This is a genomic window from Chromobacterium sp. Ag138, assembly GCF_055181315.1.
The window spans coordinates 3377457-3392589 of sequence record NZ_JBUPWA010000001.1; the positions used below are offsets into that span (position 1 = coordinate 3377457).

The following is a 15133-nucleotide window of genomic DNA, read 5'->3' on the forward strand; positions in this document are numbered from 1 at the left end:
GCGGGGAGCCTCAAACAGTTGTTGCCGGTCTTTCCCGGCGGCGGATCCGGCCTGCGTCTGCTGGCCCCGGCGCGGGCTTCCGGCGGGGCGGAAAATGCCCCCGGAATGCGTCGTGGCGCAATGTCGATCTTGGGAGAATCAAACGGGGTATGATACCCTATAAAGCTTGAAATATTAAAGGTTTTAACGAGGAAGCCATGTCGCTGACGCATCAGGATGTCGCACGGATCGCCAAGCTTGCCCGCATCAATGTGAGCGAGGCGGAAATCGCCGCCACAGCGGACCAGCTCAACAATATTTTCGGCCTGATCGAGAAGATGCAGGCGGTGGACACCGACGGCATCGAGCCGATGGCGCATCCGCAGGACGTGTCGCTGCGTTTGCGCGACGACGTCGTTACCGAGACCAGCCAGCGCGAGGCCTTCCAGGCGGTCGCGCCGCAAGTGGAAAAAGGCCTGTTCCTCGTTCCCAAAGTGATCGAGTAAGCCTGTGAGCCGTCCCGCCGCGATTGGTTCCCAGAAAATCGCCGGCCGGGCCAGACTATCCGGATAGCAAGATTTGATCGAAATGACACAAGCCACCCTCAAGCAATTGTCGCAACAGCTGGCGGCCAAACAGGTTTCCAGCGTGGAACTGGCCGGCCAGTACCTGGACCGCATCGAGGCGCTGAACCCGGCGCTCAACGCGGTGATCACGGTCGACCGCGAAAAGACGCTGGCCGAAGCCCGCGCCGCCGACGCGCGCATCGCCGCCGGCGACGCCCATCCGCTGGCCGGCGTGCCGCTGCTGCACAAGGATCTGTTCTGCCAGCAAGGCTGGAAGACCAGCTGCGGCTCCAAGATGCTGGACAACTTCGTCTCGCCGTACAGCGCCCACGTGGTGGAGCAATGCGCCGCCGCCGGCATGGTGACGCTGGGCCGCGCCAATATGGACGAGTTCGCGATGGGTTCGTCCAATGAAAACTCGTTCTACGGCGCGGTGAGGAATCCGTGGGACGCCAAGGCGATTCCGGGCGGCAGCTCCGGCGGCTCCGCCGCCGCCGTCGCCGCGCGCCTGGCACCGGTGGCCACCGCCACCGACACCGGCGGCTCCATCCGCCAGCCGGCCAGCCACTGCGGCGTCACCGGCATCAAGCCGACTTATGGCGTGGTGTCGCGCTACGGCATGGTGGCCTTCGCCTCCTCGCTGGACCAGGGCGGCCCGATCGCGCAAACCGCCGAGGACTGCGCGCTGATGCTGAACGTGATGGCCGGCTTCGACGCGCGCGACTCCACCAGCCTGGAGCGCGCCAAGGAAGACTACGCCCGCGACCTGAATCAATCCCTGGCCGGCCTGAAGGTGGGCCTGCCCAAGGAATACTTCGCCGCCGGCCTGGATGGCGATGTGGCGCGCGCCGTCGACAATGCGGTGAGCGAGCTGAAGAAGCTGGGCGCCGAGGCGGTGGAGATCGCGCTGCCCAACACCGAGCTGTCGATCCCGGCCTATTACGTGATCGCGCCGGCTGAGGCCTCGACCAACCTGTCCCGCTACGACGGCGTCCGCTACGGCCACCGCGCCAAGGACTACAAGGATCTGGTCGACATGTACGAGAAGACCCGCGCCGAAGGCTTCGGCGACGAGGTCAAGCGCCGCATCCTGGTGGGCAGCTACGTGCTGAGCCACGGCTACTACGACGCCTACTACCTGAAGGCGCAGAAGATCCGCCGACTGATCGCCAACGATTTCAAGGCCGCCTTCCAGCAGTGCGACGTGATCCTGGGGCCGGTGGCGCCGACCGCCGCCTTCGACCTGGGCCAGATGGCGTCCGATCCGGTACAGATGTATCTGTCCGACGTCTACACGCTGTCGGTGAATCTGGCCGGCCTGCCGGGCATGAGCGTGCCGGCGGGCTTCGCCGCCAACGGCCGCCCGATCGGCCTGCAGATCATCGGCAATTACTTCGCCGAGGCCAAGATGCTGAACGTCGCGCACCGGTTCCAGCAAGCGACAGACTGGCACGCCAAGGCGCCGGCGCTGTAACGCCGGCGGCTGCGCGACGCGAATGCCGCGTTGGGCGCGTTTGCCGTACGAGTGTACTGCCTGCGCGCGCCCGCCTTGCCTTCGCGCCGCTCGCGCGCTGACTGAAAGTTTACGTTTTCGAGGGCGCAGCTCTGGCTGCGTCCTGGCATGAATAAGGATTTTCCGACCATGAAATGGGAAGTCGTCATCGGTATCGAGGTGCACGTGCAGCTCAATACCGCCTCCAAGATTTTCTCCGGCGCCAGCACCGCTTTCGGCGCCGAGCCGAACACCCAGGCCTCCGCGGTGGAGCTGGCGCTGCCCGGCGTGCTGCCGGTGCTGAACCGCGCGGTGGTGGACAAGGCCATCCGCCTGGGTCTGGCGCTGGACGCCAACATCAACCAGAAGAACGTGTTCGCCCGCAAGAACTACTTCTATCCGGACCTCCCCAAGGGCTACCAGATCAGCCAGATGGACTTGCCCATCGTCGAAGGCGGCAAGCTCAAGATTCTGGTCGGCGACCAGGAGAAGGTGATCGGCGTGACCCGCGCTCACATGGAAGAAGACGCCGGCAAGAGCCTGCACGAAGACTTCCAGGGCCTGTCGGGCATCGACCTCAACCGCGCTGGCACCCCGCTCTTGGAAGTGGTGTCAGAGCCGGACATGCGCTCGGTCGACGAGGCGCTGGCCTACGTCAAGGCCTTGTACACGCTGGTGACCTGGCTGGGCATCTGCGACGGCAATATGCAGGAAGGCAGCTTCCGCATGGACGTCAACGTGTCGGTGCGCCCGGAGGGGCAGAAAGAATTCGGCACCCGGCGCGAGATCAAGAACCTCAACTCCTTCCGTTTCCTGGAGCAGGCCGCCAAGTACGAGATCCAGTGGCAGATCGACACGCTGGAAGACGGCGGCAAGGTGCAGCAGGCCACCGTGCTGTTCGACCCGGACAGCGGCGAGACCCGCATGATGCGCAGCAAGGAAGACGCGCACGACTACCGCTACTTCCCGGATCCGGACCTGCTGCCGGTGCGCATCTCCGACGAGCAGATCGCCCGCATCAAGGGCGAGATGCCGGAGCTGCCGGCCGCGATGCAGGCCCGCTTCGTCGATGCTTACGGCGTGTCGGCCTACGACGCGGCGCTGCTGACGTCCAGTCTGGCCCAGGCGCAGTATTTCGAAGCCGCCGCCAAGGCCTCCGGCCAGGGCAAGCTGGCCGCCAACTGGATCAACGGCGAAATCGCCGCGCGGCTGAACCGCGACGGCCAGGACATCGCCGCTTGCCCGATCTCGGCTGAGCGCCTGTCCGGCCTGATTGTCCGCATCGCCGACAACACCTTGTCCAGCAAGCTGGCCAAGCAGGTGTTCGACGCGCTGTGGGACAGCGATCTGTCCGCCGACGCCATCATCGAGCGCGACGGCCTGAAGCAGGTGTCCGACGTCGGCGCCATCGAGAAAATGGTGGAAGAGGCGATCGCCGCCAATCCCAAGGCGGTGGAGGAGTTCCGCGCCGGCAAGGAAAAGGCGCTGAACGCGCTGGCCGGCCAGGTGATGAAGGCGTCCAAGGGCAAGGCCAATCCGGCCCAGGTGCAGGACATCCTGCGCCAAAAGCTGTCTTGATCGTTTGATCGCCCGGAACAACAAGGCGGCCTGAATGGCCGCCCTGTTGTTTTTTAAATACATGGCTGAAAATCGCCGCCGGTAATTTGTTGCTTTTCCTGAAGATACTTGTGGTTCAAACAGTTCCATCGGCAATTATTGCCGCCTTGTTACAGTCTCCGCGACCCGCAATGTTCATGTCCCACTTTTACAGGCGAATTTAAGTCACTGATTTGTTTCAGATTCCATTTTTACGTGCGCCCGTAAGTCATTGTCTCAAAAGGCGAATTAGTAAATCCCTATGTTGACCGTGGGGCAGTTCTTTCTTATAGTGGCGGAAAGTGGGTCAAAGTGGGTGAAAGTGGGGAAATTCTCCCCCCGGAGCGACGGCTCCGTTTTCTCGGTCAGCGGATTCTCAAATCATGATTGGTGGCGTCAGCATCTTGTCTCTCGATAGCAAGGGGCGCTTGGCTATTCCGGCCAAGCACCGCGAGACGCTGCTGTCCGCGTTTGGGCACAAGCTGGTCGTCACCCTCGAATCCCAAGACCATCTGCTGCTTTACCCCGAACCCAACTGGCGCCCGGTCGAGGCCCGTCTGCTGGCCCTTCCCACCGGCAATCCCACCCTGAAACGCTATCAACGACTGGTGCTCGGCCATGCCGAGACCCTGGAAATGGACTCCGCCGGCCGCGTGCTGCTGCCGGCCCGCCTGCGCGAACTGACCGCGCTGGACAAGGACGTTGCCCTGGTAGGCATGGGCAACCGCTTCGAACTGTGGAATGCCGAGGAATGGGATAGCCAGACCGCTGACGCGCTGGCCATCGACCAAGCCGATTTGGCGCAACACCTTGGAGATTTCACGCTGTGAGCACCCCCACCTTCGTGCACCGCACGGTATTGCTGACCGAAGCGGTCGACGCGCTCGCCATCCGGCCGGATGGCGTCTACGTCGATTGCACCTTCGGTCGCGGAGGCCACAGCCGCCTGATCCTGTCGAAGCTCGGCCCTTCCGGCCGGCTGATCGCCTTCGACAAAGATCTGGAAGCCATCGCCGTCGCCGAAAGGCTGGCGGCGGAGGCCCCCCGCTTCAACATCGTTCACAACGGTTTCGAGACGCTGTCGGCCGAGCTCGCCCGCCTGGGCGTGGCCGGCGTCGACGGCGTGTTGATGGACCTGGGCGTGTCGTCGCCGCAGATCGACGACGGCAGCCGCGGTTTCAGCTTCCGCTTCGACGCGCCGCTGGACATGCGCATGGATACCACCCGCGGCGTCACCGCCGCCGAGTGGTTGGCAACGGCCGACGAGGCCGATATCAGAGAGGTCATCAAGACTTATGGTGAAGAGCGGTTTGCTCGCAAGATCGCAGCAGCCATTGTTGCGCAACGGGGGGAAAACCCCATCACGACCACCCGCGAGCTCTCTGTGCTCGTTGGGCAAAACGTCCGTACTCGCGAACCGGGCCAAGACCCGGCGACGCGAACCTTCCAGGCGATCCGGATCTTTGTGAACCGCGAGCTGGACGAGCTGAAGGCGGTGCTGCCGCAGGCGGCGCGTCTGCTTAACGAAGGCGGCCGCCTGGCGGTGATCAGCTTCCATTCGCTGGAGGACCGCATCGTCAAGCAGTACCTGCGCGACGTCAGCAGCGAGGAAAAGCTGCCGGCCTGGGCGATGGTGCGCGCGGCCGACATGGCCAAGCCGCCGATCGATCTGGTCGGCAAGGCGATCCGCGCCGGCGACGAGGAGCTGCGCGAGAACCCGCGCGCCCGCAGCGCCATCATGCGCGTGGCCGAGCGCACCGCCGCGCCGTGGCGGGAGGGCGACGCATGAACAAGCTCAACGCGACGCTGCTGCTGATGGCCGTGTTCTCCGCCTGGTCGGTGGTGACGTCCACGCACGTGTCGCGCAAGCTCTACAGCGACTTGCAGAAGGAAACCAAGTCGGGGCAGCAGCTGGAGGTGGAGTTCGGCCAGCTGCAGCTGGAGCAGAGCACCTGGGGCGCGCACGCGGTGATCGAGAAAGCCGCGTCCACCCGCCTGGACATGCACACGCCTGATCCGCGCCAGATCCAGGTGATCACCGCCAAGGGAGCGCTGTGATGCGCGCCGGTTCCAGCTACAGCGTCCGCACCCGCCCCGCGCCGGCCAGTCCCGCGCTGCGGATGACCAGCACGCGCGTGCGCTGCGTGCTGCTGATGCTGGCCTTGCTGTTCCTAGCGCTGATCGGCCGCGCGGTCTATCTGCAGGTGGTGCAGCAGGACTTCCTGCAGGGCCAGGGCGAGGCGCGCTTCCGTCGCACGCTGATGCTGGAGGCCAACCGCGGCGTGATCACCGACCGCAACGGCGAGCCGCTGGCGATCAGCTCGCCGGTGCAGACCATCTGGGCCAGCCCGGCCGACATGGAGCCGGTGCCGCCGGCCAAGCTGCGCGAACTGGCCGGCCTGCTGGACCTGTCGCCGGAAGAGCTGTCGGCCAAGCTGTCCGACCGCAAGAAGGAATTCGTCTACATCAAGCGCCAGATCAGCCCGGAGCTGGCGGACAAGGTGATGGCGCTGGGCGTGCCCGGCATCGCCAAGCAGCAGGAGTTCCGCCGCTTCTACCCGGCCGGCGAGATCGTGTCGCACATCATCGGTTTCACCGGCGTGGACGGCAAGGGCCAGGAAGGCGTGGAGCTCGCCCGCGAGAAGATGCTGTCCGGCAAGGACGGCCGCCGCGTGGTGCTGAAGGACCGCCGCGGCCACATCATCGAGGACGTCGCTGCCATCGAACCGCCGCGCGACGGCCAGAAGCTGGCGCTGGCGATAGACCATCGCATCCAGTACCTGGCCTACCGCGAGATCAAGGCCGCGGTGGAGGCCAACAAGGCCAAGGCCGGCAGCGTGGTGGTGCTGGATGCCCACACCGGCGAGCTGCTGGCGCTGGCCAACTACCCGTCGTTCAATCCGAACAACCGCAGCGGCGTGACGCCGGAGATGATGCGCAACCGCGGCGTGATCGACCTGTTCGAGCCGGGCTCCACCATGAAGCCGCTGTCGATCTCGCTGGCGCTGGAGCACGGCAAGGCCAATCTGAACACGGTGCTGGACACCCACACTTACATGATCGGGCCGGCCACCATCCGCGACGTGGCGCCGCGCCCCAGCTTGGACATCCTCGGCATCATCCAGAAATCGTCCAACGTCGGCACCAGCAAGCTGGCGCTGATGAACAGCCCGGAAGAGTCCTGGGCCCATTACGACGCGCTGGGCTTCGGCCGGGCGCCGGAAACCGGCTTTCCCGGCGAGGCCGGCGGCCGGCTGCGAGACTGGCACAAATGGCGTCCGATCGAGCAGGCGACCATGTCCTTCGGCTATGGCATATCGGTCAGCCTGATCCAGATGGCGCGCGCCTACACCATCTTCGCCAACGACGGCGTGATGCTGCCGATCTCGCTGTACAAGACGGCCAATCCGATGCCGGGCAAGCGCGTGCTCAACGAAAAGACCGCGCACGAGATGCGCGATCTGCTGATCGCCAACAGCCAGCCGGGCGGCGGCGCCGTCGGCGGCCGCATCATCGGCTACAGCATAGGCGGCAAGAGCGGCACCGCGCGCAAGCTGGAGGGCCGCACCTATGTGGCCAACAAGCACCGCGCGCTGTTCATGGGCTTCGCGCCCGGCCACTCGCCCAAGGTGATCGTGGCGGTGATGATAGACGAGCCGTCGGCGGGCAAATACTACGGCGGCGCGGTGTCCGCGCCGGTGTTCTCGCAGGTGGCGGGCGGCGCGCTGCGCGTGCTGAACATCGCGCCGGACGAGCCATCCAACAACACTTTATTGCCGGAATCGACCCCGGTTCCGGCGGATTTCTAAGATCATGAAGAGCCGTTTGACTGCGTTGCCGGACTGGGATCCGGCCTTGTTGCAACAGCTGGGCCTCCCGATCAAGCGGGTGGAGGCCGACAGCCGCCGCGTGCTGCCGGGCGATGTGTTCCTCGCCTGCCGCGGCGAGTACGTCGACGGCCGCGATTTCATTCCCGCGGCGCTGGAAAAGGGCGCGGCCGCGGTGCTGTGGGACGATGCCGAGGGCTTCGCCTGGAAGGCCGAGTGGCAAGTGCCGAATCTGGCGGTGCCCAATCTGCGCGAGCGCGCCGGCATCGTCGCCGCCCACGTGCTGGGCCAGCCCTCGCGCGACCTGACCGTGGTCGGCATCACCGGCACCAACGGCAAGACCTCGATTTCGCACTGGCTGGCGCAGGCGTTCTCGCTGCTGGGCCAGAAGGCGGCGCTGATCGGCACCGTCGGCAACGGCTTTTACGGTCAATTGACCGAAACCACCCACACCACGCCGGACCCGGTGACGGTGCAGCAGAAGCTGGCCGAATACCGCCGCCAGGGCGCGCACGTGGTGACGATGGAAGTGTCCAGCCACGGCTTGGACCAGTTCCGCGTCAACGGCGTCGAATTCGCCACCGCGGTGTTCACCAACCTGACCCGCGACCACCTGGATTACCACGGCTCGATGGAGGCCTACGGCGAGTCGAAGAGAAAGCTGTTCTTCTGGGACGGCCTCAAGCACGCGGTGATCAACGCCGACGACGCTTTCGGCCGCCAGCTGGCCGCCGAGATCGATCCTAAGCTGACCCGCGTGGTCACTTACGGCCTGGAGCAGGGCGACGTGCGTCCGCTGGCGCTGGCCGCCACGCTGGAAGGCCTGCAGCTGACGGTCACCACGCCGTGGGGCGTGGTCGACGTGCGCACCGGCCTGGTCGGCCGCTTCAACGCCGCCAATCTGCTGGCCTGTCTGGCCACGCTGTGCGTCAACGGCGTCAGCCTGCAGGACGCCGCCGCGGTGATGGCGCGCATCCAGCCGGCCCGCGGCCGGATGCAGAGCGTGGGCGGCGCGCATGAGCCGCTGGTGGTGATCGATTACGCGCATACCCCCGACGCGCTGGAGAAGGCGCTGGCCACGCTGTCCGAGATCCGCCCGGCCGGCGGCAGGCTGTTCTGCGTGTTCGGCTGCGGCGGCGACCGCGATCCGGGCAAGCGCCCGATGATGGGCGCCATCGCCGAGAAGCACGCCGACGTGGCGGTGCTGACCAGCGACAACCCGCGCAGCGAGGATCCGCAGGCCATCATCCGCGACGTGCTGGCCGGCATGGACGCCGCCCGCGCCCATGTCGAGGCCGACCGCGAGGCCGCCATCCACTGGGCGGTGGCGCAGGCCCGCGTCGGCGACGTGGTGCTGGTGGCCGGCAAGGGCCACGAGGAATACCAGGACATCGCCGGCGTCAAGCGGCCGTTTTCCGACTTCCGCGTCGCGGAAGAGGCGCTGACCGCGTGGGGAAAACGGCCATGATGACGCTGAGCCAAGCCGCCCGCCTCGCCCAAGGCCGCCTGATCGGCGCCGACGGCGAAGTGCTGCGCGTGATCACCGACAGCCGCCAGGCGCAGCCGGGCGATCTGTTCGTCGCGCTGAAGGGCGAGCGCTTCGACGCCCACGATTTCGTCGCCGACGTGACGGCGAAAGGCGCGGCCGCGCTGGTGCGCGACGGTTTCGAGCTGGCCGGCGCCAGCCTGATCCAGGCGGGCGACGACACCCGGCTGGCGCTGGGCCGGCTGGCCGCCGGCTGGCGCGCGACGCAGCCGGCCATCCGCATCGGCGTCACCGGCTCCAACGGCAAGACCACGGTCAAGGAAATGCTGGCCGCCATTCTGCGCGCCCACGCCGGCGCCGATGCCGTGCTGGCCACCGCCGGCAATTTCAACAACGACATCGGCCTGCCGCTGACGCTGCTGAAGCTGAAGCCGCAACATCGCTACGCGGTGATCGAGATGGGCATGAACCATCACGGCGAGCTGCGCTACCTGACCGGGCTGACTCGGCCGCAGGTGGCGCTGGTCAACAACGCGATGCGCGCCCACTTCGGGCACTTCGGCTCCACCGAGGACGTCGCCCGCGCCAAGGCCGAGATCTTCGAAGGCCTGGCCGATGGCGGCGTGGCGGTGGTCAACGCCGACGACGCCAATCTGCCGCTGTTCCGCGCCGCCGCCGGCGGCCATCGCCAGCTGAGCTTCGGCCTGGACAAGGCCGACGTGAGCGCGCGCGGCCTGGCGCTGTCGGCGCTGGGAAGCCGTTTCACGCTGCGCTCCCCGGCGGGCGAGGCGGAGATTGCGCTGCCGGCCCCGGGCGAGCACAACGTCAGGAACGCGCTGGCGGCGGCGGCCGTCGCCTTGGCGCTGGACGTGCCGCTGGCCGCCATCTCCCAGGGCCTGGTGTCTTTCGGCGGCGCCAAGGGCCGTCTGCAGATCAAGCAAAGCCCGCGCGGCCTGACCGTGATCGACGACAGCTACAACGCCAACCCGGATTCGATGAAGGCCGGCCTCGATGTGCTGGCCGGACTGCCGGGCCCGCGCTGCTTCGTGATGGGCGATATCGGCGAATTGGGCGAGGCCGCGCCGGCCTTGCATGCCGAAGTTGGGGAACACGCGCGCCTGCGCGGCATCGAACAGCTCTTCGCGCTGGGCGAGGCCTCGCGCCGCGCGGTAGCCGCGTTCGGCGGCGATGGGCAGGGTTTTGATTCGATTGACGAGTTGTTGGAGTGCCTGGATAGCCGGCTGGCGTCGGGTACCGCCGTTCTGGTCAAGGGGTCGCGCTTCATGCGCATGGAACGGGTGGTGGAACACCTGATGCAAGCAAAGAAAGAGGGAGTTTAAGGTGCTGCTTTGGTTGGCTGATCTGTTGGGTTCGCATATCCGGGCCTTCAATGTCTTCAATTACACCACGCTGCGCGCGGTGATGGCGGCGTTGACTTCGCTGGCCATCTCGCTGCTGCTGGGGCCGTGGGTGATCCGCAAGCTGACCGAGCTGAAGGTCGGCCAGGCGGTGCGCAACGATGGTCCGCAGACCCACCTGGTCAAGGCCGGCACGCCGACCATGGGCGGTTCGCTGATCCTGCTGGCGATCACGCTGACCACGCTGCTGTGGGCCGATTTGTCCAACAAATACATATGGCTGCTGCTGGCGGTGATGCTGGGCACCGGCGCGCTGGGCTTCTACGACGACTGGCGCAAGGTGGTGTACAAGGACCCGAAAGGCGTGTCCGCCAAGTTCAAGATGGCGTGGCAGTCGGCCATCGCCATCGGCGCCGGCGTGTTCCTGATCGCCACCGCCAAGCTGCCGGCGTCCACCGAGCTGATCGTGCCCTTCTTCAAGACGGTCGCCTATCCGCTGGGCGCGGTGGGCTTTTGCGTGTTGACCTATTTCGTCATTGTCGGCACCTCCAACGCCGTGAACCTGACCGACGGCCTGGACGGCCTGGCGGCCTTGCCGACGGTGCTGGTGGCTGCCGGTCTGGCCATCTTCGCCTACGTCGCCGGCCATGCCGTGTTTTCCAAATACCTGGGCCTGCCATTCATCCCCGGCGCGCATGAGGTGGTGGTGTTTTGCGCGGCGATGTGCGGCGCCTGTCTGGGCTTTCTATGGTTCAACGCCTATCCGGCCCAGGTGTTCATGGGCGATGTCGGCGCGCTGGCGCTGGGCGCCGCGCTGGGCGCGGTGGCGGTGATCGTGCGCCAGGAGATCGTGTTGTTCCTGATGGGCGGCCTGTTCGTGATGGAGGCGCTGTCGGTGATGATCCAGGTCACCTCGTTCAAGCTGACCGGCAAGCGCGTGTTCCGCATGGCGCCGCTGCATCACCATTTTGAATTGAAGGGCTGGAAGGAAACCCAGGTGGTGGTTCGCTTCTGGATCGTCACCATGATGCTGGTGCTGATCGGCTTGTCGACGCTGAAGCTGCGCTGAGGACGGAAGAGATGGATTACGCCAATCGACATGTGACGGTGGTGGGGTTGGGAGGCTCGGGCCTGGCGGCCGCGCGCTACCTGGCCGCGCACGGCGCGCGCGTGCGCGTCGCCGACGCCAATCCGTCCGCCGAGCGGCTGGCCGAGTTGGAGCGCCATCTGCCGGGCGTCGAGGTGATCGCCGGCGTGTTCGACGACGCCACTTTCGCCGGCACCGAGCTGCTGGTGGTCAGCCCGGGCGTGCCGCTGGCCAATCCCGCCATCGCCGCCTTTCGCCGCGCCGGCGGCGAGGTGGTGGGCGATATAGAGATCTTGGCGCGTGCGATCCAGAACGACGGCAGCAAGGTGATCGCCATCACCGGCTCCAACGGCAAGAGCACGGTCACCAGCCTGGTCGGCCATCTGTGCGAGGCCGCCGGCCTCGACACCATCGTCGCCGGCAATATCGGCCTGGCGGTGCTGGAGGCTTTGCTCGCGCGCGAGCAGAGCGGCCGCCGGCCCGACGTGTGGGTGCTGGAGCTGTCCAGCTTCCAGCTGGAGTCGACGTTCACGCTGGAGGCCGACGCCGCCACCGTGCTCAACATTTCCGAGGACCACCTCGACCGCTACCAGGATTTGCTGGATTACGCGCACGCCAAGACCCGGGTATTCAACGGCAAGGGCGCGCAGATATTGAACAAGGACGACGCGCTGGTGCGGGCGATGATCCGCCCCGGCCATCCGGTCAAGTGGTTCTCGCTGAGCGGCGCCGCCGACTACGCGCTGGCCCGCAACGGCGGCTACTGGCTGAGCGTGGGCGGCGAAAGGGTATTCGATTGCGCCGACATGCAGCTGCAGGGCCTGCACAACGCCGCCAACGCGCTGGCCGCGCTGGCGTTGTGCCAGGGCATAGGCCTGCCGCTGGAAGCGCTGCTTGCAGGCTTGAAGACTTTCCGCGGCCTCGCGCATCGCGTCGAGCTGGTAGACGAATTCGACGGTGTTGCGTTTATCGATGATTCCAAGGGCACCAATGTCGGCGCGACCGAGGCGGCGCTGAACGGCATGACCCGCCGGGTGGTGCTGATCGCCGGCGGCGACGGCAAGGGCCAGGATTTCGCGCCGTTGAAGCCGGCCTGCCAGCGCATCGCGCGCGCGGTGCTGCTGATCGGCCGCGACGCCGGCCGGATCGAGGCGGCGCTGGCCGATAGCGGCCTGACGCTGGAACGCTGCGGCACGCTGGAAGACGCCACCCGCCGCGCGGCGGCGCTGGCCCTGCCGGGCGATGTGGTGCTGCTGTCGCCGGCCTGCGCCAGCCTGGACATGTTCAAGAACTACGCGCATCGCGCCCAGGTGTTCATCGACACCGTGGCGGCGGTGAAGGCGGCCCGCGCATGATCCGCAATCCGGCCAGCCGCTACACGGCGATCACCGCTCTGGACGAGGCGCTGGCCTGGGCGCTGGCGCTGCTGCTGTCGATCAGCCTGGTGATGGTGTATTCGGCGTCGATCGCCTACGCGGAAGCGGACGCGGCGACGCAGAACCGCTACTTCTACCTGATCCGCCACGTGGTGTTCATGGTGATCGGGCTGTCGGCGGCGTTCGCGGCGTTTCAGATACCGACGGCGTTCTGGCAGAAGTATTCGGGAAAGATCTTCCTGATCGGCCTGGTGATGCTGGTGCTGGTGCTGATTCCCGGCATCGGCAAGGTGGTCAACGGCTCGCGGCGCTGGATCAACCTGTTCGTGCTGAATTTGCAGCCGTCGGAGGTGATGAAGTTCGCCACCGTGCTGTACGCGGCGGATTACACGGTGCGCAAGAGCCACCTGCTGCACAGCATCAAGGAAGGCTTCGCGCCGATGTTCGCGGCGATGGTGGTGGTGGCCTTCCTGCTGCTGCGCGAGCCGGACTTCGGCGCGCTGATGGTGGTAATGAGCATCGCGATGGGGCTGCTGTTTTTGGGCGGCATCAATATGCGCATCTTTTCGGGGCTGGCGGCGATGGCGGTGGTGGCCATCGTGCTGCTGATCGTGTCGTCGCCGTACCGGCTGAAGCGGGTGCTGGGCTTCATGGACCCGTGGGACGACCCGTACGGCAAGGGCTACCAGCTATCGCACTCGCTGATCGCCATCGGCCGCGGCGAGTGGTTCGGCGTCGGCCTGGGCGGCAGCATCGAGAAGCTGTTCTACCTGCCGGAGGCGCACACCGACTTCATCATGGCGGTGATCGCCGAGGAGTTCGGCTTCGCCGGGATCTGCGTGGTGATCGGGCTGTACGCCTGGATCGTGCGCCGCGCCTTCCACATCGGCGTGGAGTCGAAAAAGCTGGAGCGCTATTACCAGGCGCTGGTGGCGCAGGGCATAGGCATTTGGCTGGGCATCCAGGTGTTCTTCAACATCGGGGTGAATATGGGCCTGCTGCCGACCAAGGGTTTGACGCTGCCGCTGATGTCGTTCGGCGGCTCGGCGATGCTGATGAATTTGATCGCGGTGGCGGTGCTGCTGCGGGTGGATTACGAAAACCGAAGAATTATGCGGGGCTATAAGGTTTAGCCTGCAGACCTTTCCAGGCGCCTTGGCGCCGTGTCCTTCGGTTTCTGCGAGCCCGAAGGGCGAAGCAAGAACCGACGCATGATGCGCGGCAACAAGATTTAACGGAACGGATAGAAATGGCGAATCGCACGGTCATGGTGATGGCGGCTGGCACGGGTGGACACATCGTCCCCGGCCTCGCCGTGGCCAAAGAGCTGCAAAGCCGGGGCTGGAAGGTAGTCTGGCTGGGCACCCGCCGCGGCATGGAGAACAAGCTGGTGCCGCCGACCGGCATCCCGCTGGAACGGCTGAATTTCCACGGCGTGCGCGGCAAGGGCCTGCTGGGCTCGGTCAAGGGCGCGCTGCAGCTCGCCGGCGCCTTCTTCAGCAGCGCGGCGCAGATTTTCCGCCACCGTCCGGACGTGGTGCTGGGCATGGGCGGCTATGTCTGCCTGCCCGGCGGCGTGATGGCCGGCCTGCTGTGGAAGCCGCTGGTGCTGGTCAACGCCGACGCCGGCCTGCTGCTCAGTAACAAGGCGCTGCTGCCGTTCGCCAGGAAGCTGGCCTGCGGTTTCGACGGCAGCGCGGCGCGCGAGCCCAAGGCCCTGGTCACCGGCAACCCGGTGCGCGGCGAGATCGAGAGCATCGCGCCGCCGGCCGAGCGTTTCGCCGGCCGCAGCGGCCCGCTGAAGGTATTGGTGGTCGGCGGCAGCCTGGGCGCCAAGGTGTTGAACGAAACGCTGCCGCAGGCGATGGCCAAGCTGCCGGCCGATAAGCGGCCGCGGCTGACGCACCAGACCGGCGAGGCGAATTTCGCCGCGGTCGAGGCGGCTTATCAGGCGGCGGGCCTGCGCGAGCAAGTGGAGCTGCTGCCCTTCGTCGACGATATGCCCAGGCACCTGGCCGAGTGCGATCTGGTGATCTGCCGCGCCGGCGCGATCACGGTCAGCGAATTGTGCGCGGCCGGCGTGCCCAGCGTGCTGGTGCCGCTGGTGGTGTCCACCACCGGCCACCAGCGCGACAACGCCGAGTGGATGGCCGAGGCCGGCGCGGCCTGGCATTTGCCGCAGAAAGAATTGAACGCCGACGGGCTGGCTGGCCTGCTGGCGGGTTTGGACAGAGACCAGTTGCTGGACAAGGCCGAGCGCGCGCGCGCGCTGGCCCGCTCCGGCGCGGCCGGCCGGGTGGCCGACCTGTGCCAGCAGCTGGCCGGGGAATGACAGGGCGCCGAACGAGCGTCCAAGCAGAGACACA

Annotated in this window: 13 protein-coding genes; all 13 read left to right on the top strand. The window is 66.4% G+C overall.

The features are described from left to right. Positions 1-197: 197 nt before the first annotated feature. Positions 198-485, top strand: coding sequence for an Asp-tRNA(Asn)/Glu-tRNA(Gln) amidotransferase subunit GatC (gene gatC, locus ACY3GB_RS15690; protein WP_166439894.1), 288 nt, complete (start codon positions 198-200; stop codon positions 483-485). An 82-nt stretch (positions 486-567) separates the two neighbouring features. Further along, complete coding sequence (gatA, locus tag ACY3GB_RS15695) at positions 568-2019, top strand: Asp-tRNA(Asn)/Glu-tRNA(Gln) amidotransferase subunit GatA (RefSeq protein ID WP_463089568.1); 1452 nt, start codon at positions 568-570, stop codon at positions 2017-2019. A 168-nt stretch (positions 2020-2187) separates the two neighbouring features. Then, positions 2188-3615 carry an Asp-tRNA(Asn)/Glu-tRNA(Gln) amidotransferase subunit GatB gene (gatB, locus tag ACY3GB_RS15700; protein WP_463089569.1) on the top strand — a complete coding sequence of 476 codons (1428 nt, stop codon included), beginning with the start codon at positions 2188-2190 and terminating at the stop codon, positions 3613-3615. A 401-nt stretch (positions 3616-4016) separates the two neighbouring features. Beyond that, positions 4017-4463 (top strand): division/cell wall cluster transcriptional repressor MraZ, encoded by a 447-nt coding sequence (gene mraZ, locus ACY3GB_RS15705; RefSeq protein ID WP_011137898.1) that lies wholly within the window; start codon positions 4017-4019, stop codon positions 4461-4463. After that, positions 4460-5422, top strand: coding sequence for a 16S rRNA (cytosine(1402)-N(4))-methyltransferase RsmH (gene rsmH, locus ACY3GB_RS15710; RefSeq protein WP_463089570.1), 963 nt, complete (start codon positions 4460-4462; stop codon positions 5420-5422). Before mraZ ends, rsmH begins: the two co-directional genes overlap by 4 nt. Continuing rightward, positions 5419-5691, top strand: a complete 273-nt coding sequence (gene ftsL / locus ACY3GB_RS15715; protein WP_021477369.1) for a cell division protein FtsL — start codon at positions 5419-5421, stop codon at positions 5689-5691. The genes rsmH and ftsL overlap by 4 nt, the downstream gene beginning before the upstream one ends. Further along, positions 5691-7442: a peptidoglycan D,D-transpeptidase FtsI family protein gene (locus tag ACY3GB_RS15720; RefSeq protein ID WP_463089571.1), complete on the top strand. Its 1752-nt coding sequence runs from the start codon at positions 5691-5693 to the stop codon at positions 7440-7442. Before ftsL ends, ACY3GB_RS15720 begins: the two co-directional genes overlap by 1 nt. Before the next feature lie 4 nt (positions 7443-7446). Further along, positions 7447-8928, top strand: a complete 1482-nt coding sequence (locus ACY3GB_RS15725; RefSeq protein ID WP_463089572.1) for a UDP-N-acetylmuramoyl-L-alanyl-D-glutamate--2,6-diaminopimelate ligase — start codon at positions 7447-7449, stop codon at positions 8926-8928. Then, on the top strand, positions 8925-10286 hold the full coding sequence (locus tag ACY3GB_RS15730; RefSeq protein ID WP_463089573.1) for a UDP-N-acetylmuramoyl-tripeptide--D-alanyl-D-alanine ligase: 1362 nt from the start codon (positions 8925-8927) through the stop codon (positions 10284-10286). The genes ACY3GB_RS15725 and ACY3GB_RS15730 overlap by 4 nt, the downstream gene beginning before the upstream one ends. Position 10287: 1 nt before the next feature. After that, complete coding sequence (gene mraY, locus ACY3GB_RS15735) at positions 10288-11373, top strand: phospho-N-acetylmuramoyl-pentapeptide-transferase (RefSeq protein WP_463089574.1); 1086 nt, start codon at positions 10288-10290, stop codon at positions 11371-11373. Between the two features lie 11 nt (positions 11374-11384). After that, complete coding sequence (gene murD, locus ACY3GB_RS15740) at positions 11385-12746, top strand: UDP-N-acetylmuramoyl-L-alanine--D-glutamate ligase (RefSeq protein WP_463089575.1); 1362 nt, start codon at positions 11385-11387, stop codon at positions 12744-12746. After that, positions 12743-13900, top strand: coding sequence for a putative lipid II flippase FtsW (gene ftsW / locus ACY3GB_RS15745; protein ID WP_021477363.1), 1158 nt, complete (start codon positions 12743-12745; stop codon positions 13898-13900). Before murD ends, ftsW begins: the two co-directional genes overlap by 4 nt. Before the next feature lie 116 nt (positions 13901-14016). Then, the gene (gene murG / locus ACY3GB_RS15750; RefSeq protein WP_463089576.1) at positions 14017-15099 is read left to right on the top strand and encodes an undecaprenyldiphospho-muramoylpentapeptide beta-N-acetylglucosaminyltransferase; all 1083 of its coding nucleotides are present in this window, start codon (positions 14017-14019) and stop codon (positions 15097-15099) included. Positions 15100-15133: the final 34 nt, after the last annotated feature.

Excerpts from the sequence above, each read along its gene's own strand:
- gatC (WP_166439894.1), top strand. The coding sequence starts at position 198 with ATGTCGCTGACGCATCAGGATGTCGCACGGATCGCCAAGCTTGCCCGC.
- gatA (WP_463089568.1), top strand. The coding sequence starts at position 568 with ATGACACAAGCCACCCTCAAGCAATTGTCGCAACAGCTGGCGGCCAAA.
- gatB (WP_463089569.1), top strand. The coding sequence starts at position 2,188 with ATGAAATGGGAAGTCGTCATCGGTATCGAGGTGCACGTGCAGCTCAAT.
- mraZ (WP_011137898.1), top strand. The coding sequence starts at position 4,017 with ATGATTGGTGGCGTCAGCATCTTGTCTCTCGATAGCAAGGGGCGCTTG.
- ftsL (WP_021477369.1), top strand. The coding sequence starts at position 5,419 with ATGAACAAGCTCAACGCGACGCTGCTGCTGATGGCCGTGTTCTCCGCC.
- ACY3GB_RS15720 (WP_463089571.1), top strand. The coding sequence starts at position 5,691 with ATGCGCGCCGGTTCCAGCTACAGCGTCCGCACCCGCCCCGCGCCGGCC.
- ACY3GB_RS15725 (WP_463089572.1), top strand. The coding sequence starts at position 7,447 with ATGAAGAGCCGTTTGACTGCGTTGCCGGACTGGGATCCGGCCTTGTTG.
- ACY3GB_RS15730 (WP_463089573.1), top strand. The coding sequence starts at position 8,925 with ATGATGACGCTGAGCCAAGCCGCCCGCCTCGCCCAAGGCCGCCTGATC.
- murD (WP_463089575.1), top strand. The coding sequence starts at position 11,385 with ATGGATTACGCCAATCGACATGTGACGGTGGTGGGGTTGGGAGGCTCG.
- ftsW (WP_021477363.1), top strand. The coding sequence starts at position 12,743 with ATGATCCGCAATCCGGCCAGCCGCTACACGGCGATCACCGCTCTGGAC.
- murG (WP_463089576.1), top strand. The coding sequence starts at position 14,017 with ATGGCGAATCGCACGGTCATGGTGATGGCGGCTGGCACGGGTGGACAC.